The following is a 7,639-nucleotide window of genomic DNA, read 5'->3' as shown; positions in this document are numbered from 1 at the left end:
GCCCCAGACTGTGATTGCCGGGCTGAACACTTGACCCGGCAATCCATCTTGTTGTGAAGGGATGGATGCCCGGGTCGAGCCCGGGCATGACGTAGTACGTTGACGCGTTGGCGTCGCGTGATCGCCGGACTTACTTCTGCTTGGCGATGATCTTGTCCTTGATGGCATCGTAGGTTTTCTGCGGCACGATCTTCTTGTGCACCAGTTCGTCCTTGCCTTTGTAGGGCCGCCCCTTGATGATCGCGGCGGAGTACGCCTTGCCGATGCCGGGCAGCGCATCGAGCTGTTCAGCGGTTGCCGAGTTGATGTCGAGAAGCTCGGTCTTCTCCGCCTTTGCAGGAGCCGCCGCTTTGGTCTCGGCCTTCGGCGCAGGGGCCATCTTGGTTGTCGGCGTCGCCGGCTGCGGGGCCTGCGCCATCGCAGGCGCGGAAACGAGCAGGCCGAGCGCGACGGCGGCGGCGAGCGGGGCGAGCGTGAGACGACGGAAAGTCGAAATACTCATCGGATGTCCCTCCAAAGGACGTTGTTAGTAACGTCCTGAGCTCATCCCGGATTCGTGGCGCCGCAATGGCGCTGCGATGAACGGCCGATAAACGGTCCGATTTATTTCTCTACGGGTTTTCGGCGGCGCTAACAGGTCGATCAGCTTTGCGGCGCAGCCAATGCCTTGTCGATCTCCGGCTTCAGCACCTTCTCGATATTGTCCGGGGTGATCGGGCCGACCAGCTTGTAGGCGATCCTGCCGTCGCGGCCGATGACGAATGTCTCCGGCACGCCGTACACGCCCCATTCGATCGCGGCGCGACCGTTGGCGTCCACCCCGACCGCGGCGAACGGATTGCCGTAGCGACCAAGGAAGCGGCGGGCGTTGTCGGGCTTGTCCTTGTAGTCGATCCCGACGAGTTGAATCCGGCTGTCCTGCGCCAGAGTCACCAGCAGCGGCGCCTCATCGTGGCAGGGCACGCACCACGACGCCCAGACGTTGACGACGCTGACCTTGCCCTTGAACATCGCCGGATCGAGGCCGGCGACCTGGGCGCCGTCCCGATTCAGTCCCTCGAGCGGCGGCAGCGGCGTCTGCGGCGCCGGCCGGCCGATCAGCGCCGAGGGAATCCGCGATACGTCGCTGTCGCCGAGCCGAAACCAGAACAACACCGCCAGCCCGGCAAACAGCAGCACCGGCAGGACCACCAGCCAAGATCGGCGCTTCGGCGAGGCAGGCTCGAACGTATCGGTCATGATGATCCGTCTGGTTCAGTGATCGGTGGCGTTGCGGCCGGAGCGGCGGACGGCGCCGCGGGCTTCGAGGTCGCGCAGTCGCGCCTTCTGCTTGCGATAGTCGAGCGCGACCCAGCCGATCAGCAACACCACCACGATGGCGGTTGCGGCGTAGGACGAGACGATGAAATCCGCATATTTGCCGAACATCACGCCGCCTCGGCCCGGCTGGCCTGCATCATCTGCAGCGAACGCACCCGCCGCCGCAGGATCTCGTTGCGCATCGCCGCCAGATGCAACGTCACAAACAGCAGCGAAAAGCCCACCGCGGTGACGAGCAGCGGGATCAGAAACGCCTTGTCCAGGGCCGATCCGCCCATCCGCATCACCGAGGCCGGCTGGTGCAGCGTATTCCACCAATCGACCGAGAATTTGATGATCGGAAGATTGATCGCGCCGACCAGGGTCAGCACCGCCGCGGCCCGCGCCGCACGCGACGGGTCCTCGACCGCGCGCCACAGCGCGATCAGGCCGAGATACATCAGAAACAGCACCAGCATCGAGGTCAGCCGGGCGTCCCATTCCCAATAGGTGCCCCACATCGGCCGGCCCCACAGCGAGCCGGTAACCAGCGCCAGAAAGGTGAACGCCGCGCCGATCGGCGCCGCGGTCTTGGCGGCCACGTCGGCGAGCGGATGCCGCCACACCAGCGTGCCGAGCGAGGCGATGCTCATCACCCCCCAGACGAACATCGACAGCCAGGCGTTCGGTACATGCACGAACATGATCTTGACGGTGGCGCCCTGCTGATAGTCGTCCGGCGCCAGCATCGCCTGGGTGAGGCCGGCGGCCAGCGCCAATGCGGTCGCCCCCGCCAGCCAAGGCAGCAGTCGCCCTGCAAGCGTCAGGAACCGGGTCGGGTTGGCGAGTTCGGTCAGCTTCATGACGTCCCTGATAATGTCCGGGACCGGCGCAGGCAATGACGTGGCGCAGATCGGCGGCGACTTCCGGAGGAGTTGATCGACAGTGAAGCGCCTGCGCGCGGGGGCGAATCCGGCGTTCCGCGGGTCCGAGCGGACCGCACCGGCACCGAACCTAAGGACGCTTCGCCGGTTCTAGTCGAGCCCCTGGCGCAGGCTGGCGGCGGCGGCGAACGGGCCGATCACCAGGCTGAGCAGCGAGATCGCGCACAGGATCGAGAACGGGGTGCCGAACGACACCGGGCCGACGATCGCCGCCTGCGAGGCGGAGACGCCGAAGATCAGCACCGGGATCGACAGCGGCAGCACCAGCACGGCCAATAGCAGCCCGCCCCGGCGCAGCGTCACCGCCAGGGCGGCGCCGATCATGCCGGTGAAGGTCAGCGCCGGGGTGCCGGCCAGCAGCGTCGCCATCACGGCCAGCGAGGCGCTGCCGTCGAGATTGAGCAAGAGGCCAAGTACCGGCGTGGCGACGACCAGCGGCAGGCCCGCCGCCAGCCAATGCGCCAGCGCCTTGGCGGCGCAGGTCAGCTCCAGCGGTGTGCGGCTCATCACGATCAGGTCGAGCGAGCCGTCGTCGGCATCGGCGGTGAACAGCCGATCGAGGGTCAGGAGGCTGGCGAGCAGCGCGCCGAGCCACAGGATTGCCGGGCCGAGCCGCTTCAGCAGCGCCAGGTCAGGGCCGACCGCGAACGGCATCAGCACCACCACGGTCAGGAAGAACAGAACGCCGATCAGTGCGCCGCCGCCGACGCGGAGCGCGATTTTGATATCGCGGCGAACGATGGCGCCGAGCGCGGTCATGCTGAGGCTCCGATCCGCAGCTCGCGCACCGGAATGCCGAGGGGGGTATGGGTGGCGGCGACGATGATGCCGCCGCGGGCAAGGTGATCCTGCATCAGGCCGACGAACAGCTCCTGGCCTTTGACGTCGAGCGCGGAGGTCGGCTCGTCCAGCAGCCAGATCGGCCGCCGGACCACCAGCAGGCGGGCGACCGACAATCGCCGCCGCTGCCCTGCGGAGAGATAAGCGGCTGGCAGTTCCGCCGCGTGAGCGAGCCCGACCGCCTTGATGCCGGCGTCCAGATCAGCGCGCTCACCGCCGAGAAAGTCGCGCCAGAAGCCGAGATTCTCATTCACGCTGAGCGAGGGCTTGAGCGCATCGCGATGTCCGAGATAGTGCGCCTGCTCGGCAACCGGCGTATCCGGTTCCCCGCCATCGAGCGTGATGGTTCCGGCCTCCGTTGTCAGCAGCCCGGCGATCAGCCGGAGCAGCGACGTCTTGCCGGCGCCGTTGTGTCCGACCAGCGCCAGCGCCTCGCCGCCGCTCGCTTCGAAGCCGAGCCCGGCGAATACCTCGCGGCCGCCTCGTACACATCGTAAGTCGCGCCCGGACAGCCGCATGCATCCCAACCTGTTCCGCTCCGGGATCGGAACGGTCTACTGACAAATCGATGCGCTCGCCTGTCATTGTCGAACTGGCGGCGCAATTGGAAAGGTTCTATAAGCCGGAACTTGATGCAGCACACGATCGGCGCCTGCAAGCCGGACGGCCTGCCCCTCCGGAGCCAGCATACAAGCTCGCCCCATCGAAAACGATAATCTGGGACCCGCCTTACATGACCTCGCTCGACAGCTTCAAATGCCGGAAGATCCTCAAGGTCGGCAGCAAGTCTTACGTCTATTACAGCCTGCCCACCGCAGAGAAGAACGGCCTGAAAGGCATCTCCCGCCTGCCCTATTCGATGAAGGTGCTGCTGGAAAACCTGCTACGCAACGAGGACGACCGCACCGTCAAGAAAGCCGACATCATGGCGGTCGCCAAGTGGATGCGGAAGAAGGCGCTTGAGCACGAAATCGCCTTCCGTCCGGCGCGCGTGCTGATGCAGGACTTCACCGGCGTTCCGGCGGTGGTCGATCTGGCCGCGATGCGTAACGCGATGCAGGCGCTCGGCGGCTCGCCTGAGAAGATCAACCCGCTGGTGCCCGTCGACCTCGTCATCGACCACTCGGTGATCGTCAACTTCTTCGGCAACAATCAGGCGTTCAAGAAGAACGTCGCCGAGGAGTACAAGCAGAACCAGGAGCGCTACGAGTTCCTGAAGTGGGGCCAGAAGGCGTTCTCGAACTTCTCGGTTGTGCCGCCCGGCACCGGCATCTGCCACCAGGTCAATCTTGAATACCTAGCGCAGACGGTTTGGACCAAGAAGCAGAAGATGACCATCGGCCGCAAGACCGGCACCTTCGAGGTCGCCTATCCGGATACGCTGGTCGGTACCGACTCCCACACCACCATGGTCAACGGCCTCGCGGTGCTCGGCTGGGGCGTCGGCGGCATCGAGGCGGAAGCCGCGATGCTCGGTCAGCCGCTGTCGATGCTGCTGCCGGAAGTGGTCGGCTTCAAGCTGAAGGGCGCGTTGAAGGAAGGCGTCACCGCCACCGACCTGGTGCTCACCGTCACCCAGATGCTGCGCAAGCAGGGCGTCGTCGGTAAGTTCGTCGAATTCTTCGGCCCCGGCCTCGATCACCTCTCGGTCGCCGACAAGGCCACGATCGCCAACATGGCGCCGGAATACGGCGCGACCTGCGGCTTCTTCCCGGTCGACAGCGAGGCGCTGGACTACTTGAAGACCTCGGGCCGCGCTTCGGCGCGGGTCGCGCTGGTCGAGAAGTACGCCAAGGCGCAGGGCCTGTTCCGGACCGCCAAATCGCCGGACCCGGTGTTCACCGTGACGTTGACGCTGGACCTCGCCGACGTCGTTCCGTCGATGGCCGGCCCGAAGCGTCCGGAAGGGCGTATCGCGCTGTCGGGGGTCGCCGAAGGCTTCACCGCAGCGATGGACGCCGAGTACAAGAAGGCGCTCGACGGCAAGCGCTACAAGGTCGAGGGGCGTAATTTCGATCTCGGCCACGGCGATGTGGTGATCGCCGCCATCACCTCCTGCACCAATACGTCGAACCCGAGCGTGCTGATCGGCGCTGGCCTCCTGGCACGCAATGCCGCCGCCAAGGGTCTGAAGTCGGCGCCGTGGGTGAAGACCTCGCTGGCGCCGGGCAGCCAGGTCGTCGCCGAGTATCTGGCGAATTCGGGTCTGCAGAAGGATCTCGATAAGGTCGGCTTCAACCTGGTCGGCTTCGGCTGCACCACCTGCATCGGCAATTCCGGCCCGCTGCCGGAGGAGATCTCGAAGTCGATCAACGACAACGGGATCGTCGCCGCCGCCGTGCTGTCGGGCAACCGCAACTTCGAAGGCCGCGTCTCGCCGGACGTGCAGGCGAACTACCTGGCTTCGCCGCCGCTGGTGGTGGCCTACGCGCTGGCCGGCTCGGTGACCAAGAATCTCGCGGTCGAGCCGATCGGCACCGGCAAGGACGGCAAGCCGGTGTATCTGAAGGACATCTGGCCGACCACCAAGGAGATCAACGCCTTCGTCAAGAAGTTCGTGACCTCCAAGGTGTTCAAGTCGCGCTACGCCGACGTGTTCAAGGGCGACACCAACTGGCGCAAGATCAAGACGGTCGAGAGCGAGACCTACAAGTGGAACATGGGTTCGACCTACGTGCAGAACCCGCCCTACTTCGAAGGCATGACCAAACAGCCGGAGCCGATCACCGACGTGGTCGACGCCCGCATCCTGGCGCTGTTCGGCGACAAGATCACCACCGACCACATCTCGCCGGCCGGTTCGATCAAGCTGACGTCGCCGGCGGGCAAGTACCTGACCGAGCGTCAGGTGCGTCCGGCCGACTTCAACCAGTACGGCACCCGTCGTGGTAATCATGAAGTGATGATGCGTGGCACCTTCGCCAACATCCGCATCAAGAACCACATGCTGAAGGGCGCCGACGGCAACATCCCGGAAGGCGGTCTCACCAAGCACTGGCCCGACGGCAAGCAGATGTCGATCTACGACGCCGCGATGAAGTACCAGGACGAGAAAGTGCCGCTCGTGGTGTTCGCCGGCGCCGAATACGGCAACGGCTCGTCGCGCGACTGGGCCGCGAAGGGCACCCGTCTGCTCGGCGTTCGCGCCGTTGTCTGCCAGAGCTTCGAGCGCATCCACCGCTCGAATCTGGTCGGCATGGGCGTGCTGCCGCTGACCTTCGTCGAAGGCACCTCGTGGGCCTCTCTCGGCCTCAAGGGCGACGAGAAGGTCACCATCCGCGGCCTCGAGGGCGACCTCAAGCCGCGGCAGATGCTGGAAGCCGAGATCACCACGGCCGAAGGCAAGCGCAAGCGCGTGCCGCTGCTGTGCCGCATCGACACGCTGGACGAGCTCGATTACTACCGCAACGGCGGTATTCTTCACTACGTGCTGCGCAAGCTCGCGGCCTGAGCCGCGATCTCAGCCAACAGTCGAAGATTGCCTCACTGCGAAGTGAGTGGCAGGTGAACGGAAGGCGGCCTATGCAAAAGGCCGCCTTTTCGTTTTAAGGCTCCTCGTTGGAGGGCGGCGCACCGCCGTCCCGAAGCTCTCGGCAAGGCGGTTCGGCAAACGACGATGAACGGTGTTGGTGGATTTTCGCGGTGGTCCGGCGCGCTCGGACTGTGCGTGACGATCGCGACGGTGGATGTTGCTGCCGCAGAGCCCCGCGCCGTGGTCGAGCTGTTCACCTCGCAAGGCTGTTCGTCCTGTCCACCGGCGGACAAGATCATCGGCGAACTCGCCCGCGATCCGTCGGTGATCGCGCTCAGCCTCCCGATCGATTATTGGGACTACCTCGGCTGGAAAGACACGCTCGCCGACGCTCGTTTCACCGCCCGCCAGAAAGCCTATTCGCAAGTGCGGGGCGACCGTGACGTGTTCACCCCGCAGGTCATCGTCAACGGGTCAGAGCACCTGGTCGGCAGCAATCGAACCGGCATCGACAGCGCGATCAAGACCACCGATCGATCCGCCGGCGTGATGAACGTGCCGGTGTCGCTGTCGGTCGAGGGCAAAGAGATCAAGGTTGTGGTCGCTGCGGCCCCGGACGGCGATCCGGTCAGGCACGGCGAGGTTTGGATCTGCGGGGTCTCGAAAGCGATTCCGATCGAGATTGGGCGCGGTGAAAATCGCGGGCGCCACGTCACCTACCACAATGTCGTGCGCAATCTGCTGAAGGTCGGCGATTGGACCGGCGCCGCCGAGCAATGGACGGTGCCGCTGGAGAATGTCGTCGGTGACGGCGTCGATGCGGCGGCGGTGTATGTCCAGAACGGCAGCCGCGAGAAGCCCGGCGCGATGCTCGGCGCCGCCTTTACGTCGTTGAACTGAACCGCATTCGTCGGGATTTCGCCGACAGCAGCTCCGAGCGTCCCGGCTCGGCTGCAGCTCGATGATCTGGAGCGTCCGCCCTCAAAAGTCGTCCGTGAACAATTTGGAAGCGGTTGATTTTGTTGGCTGATCGATTGTTGGCAAGTATTCGATTTTGCAGGAAAGCCGCGGGGTGAGCGGGGGT

General features: G+C 65.1%; 8 protein-coding genes. 2 read left to right on the top strand and 6 right to left on the bottom strand.

Features of this window, described 5'->3' with window-relative positions:
* Positions 1–130 precede the first annotated feature (130 nt).
* The 6 genes from M9H71_RS24800 to ccmA form a co-directional block, all read right to left on the bottom strand.
* Positions 131–502, bottom strand: coding sequence for a ComEA family DNA-binding protein (locus tag M9H71_RS24800; RefSeq protein ID WP_455407527.1), 372 nt, complete (start codon positions 500–502; stop codon positions 131–133).
* A gap of 140 nt (positions 503–642) precedes the next feature.
* The gene (locus M9H71_RS24795) at positions 643–1,239 is read right to left on the bottom strand and encodes a DsbE family thiol:disulfide interchange protein (RefSeq protein WP_455407526.1); all 597 of its coding nucleotides are present in this window, start codon (positions 1,237–1,239) and stop codon (positions 643–645) included.
* A gap of 15 nt (positions 1,240–1,254) precedes the next feature.
* Positions 1,255–1,428: a heme exporter protein CcmD gene (ccmD, locus tag M9H71_RS24790; protein WP_455407525.1), complete on the bottom strand. Its 174-nt coding sequence runs from the start codon at positions 1,426–1,428 to the stop codon at positions 1,255–1,257.
* Positions 1,428–2,162 carry a heme ABC transporter permease gene (locus M9H71_RS24785; protein WP_455407524.1) on the bottom strand — a complete coding sequence of 245 codons (735 nt, stop codon included), beginning with the start codon at positions 2,160–2,162 and terminating at the stop codon, positions 1,428–1,430. The genes ccmD and M9H71_RS24785 overlap by 1 nt, the downstream gene beginning before the upstream one ends.
* Positions 2,163–2,333: 171 nt before the next feature.
* Positions 2,334–3,002 carry a heme exporter protein CcmB gene (gene ccmB, locus M9H71_RS24780; RefSeq protein WP_455407523.1) on the bottom strand — a complete coding sequence of 223 codons (669 nt, stop codon included), beginning with the start codon at positions 3,000–3,002 and terminating at the stop codon, positions 2,334–2,336.
* A complete protein-coding gene (gene ccmA / locus M9H71_RS24775) occupies positions 2,999–3,601 on the bottom strand; it encodes a heme ABC exporter ATP-binding protein CcmA (RefSeq protein WP_455407522.1) in 603 nt (200 codons plus the stop codon). Before ccmA ends, ccmB begins: the two co-directional genes overlap by 4 nt.
* A gap of 215 nt (positions 3,602–3,816) precedes the next feature.
* Between ccmA and acnA the strand changes: the two genes are divergently transcribed.
* Together acnA and M9H71_RS24765 are read left to right on the top strand one after the other, a co-directional pair.
* Entirely contained in the window at positions 3,817–6,534 is a 2,718-nt protein-coding gene (gene acnA / locus M9H71_RS24770) for an aconitate hydratase AcnA (protein WP_455407521.1), read from the top strand.
* Positions 6,535–6,699: 165 nt separating this feature from the next.
* A complete protein-coding gene (locus tag M9H71_RS24765) occupies positions 6,700–7,455 on the top strand; it encodes a DUF1223 domain-containing protein (protein ID WP_455407520.1) in 756 nt (251 codons plus the stop codon).
* Positions 7,456–7,639 lie beyond the last annotated feature (184 nt).

It is taken from the genome of Rhodopseudomonas parapalustris, assembly GCF_053772255.1.
Note: the sequence above shows the minus strand (reverse complement) of the source record. Positions and strands in the feature narration are given on the sequence as shown.

Excerpts from the sequence above, each read along its gene's own strand:
- M9H71_RS24800 (WP_455407527.1), bottom strand. The coding sequence starts at position 502 with ATGAGTATTTCGACTTTCCGTCGTCTCACGCTCGCCCCGCTCGCCGCC.
- M9H71_RS24795 (WP_455407526.1), bottom strand. The coding sequence starts at position 1,239 with ATGACCGATACGTTCGAGCCTGCCTCGCCGAAGCGCCGATCTTGGCTG.
- ccmD (WP_455407525.1), bottom strand. The coding sequence starts at position 1,428 with ATGTTCGGCAAATATGCGGATTTCATCGTCTCGTCCTACGCCGCAACC.
- M9H71_RS24785 (WP_455407524.1), bottom strand. The coding sequence starts at position 2,162 with ATGAAGCTGACCGAACTCGCCAACCCGACCCGGTTCCTGACGCTTGCA.
- ccmB (WP_455407523.1), bottom strand. The coding sequence starts at position 3,002 with ATGACCGCGCTCGGCGCCATCGTTCGCCGCGATATCAAAATCGCGCTC.
- ccmA (WP_455407522.1), bottom strand. The coding sequence starts at position 3,601 with ATGCGGCTGTCCGGGCGCGACTTACGATGTGTACGAGGCGGCCGCGAG.
- acnA (WP_455407521.1), top strand. The coding sequence starts at position 3,817 with ATGACCTCGCTCGACAGCTTCAAATGCCGGAAGATCCTCAAGGTCGGC.
- M9H71_RS24765 (WP_455407520.1), top strand. The coding sequence starts at position 6,700 with ATGAACGGTGTTGGTGGATTTTCGCGGTGGTCCGGCGCGCTCGGACTG.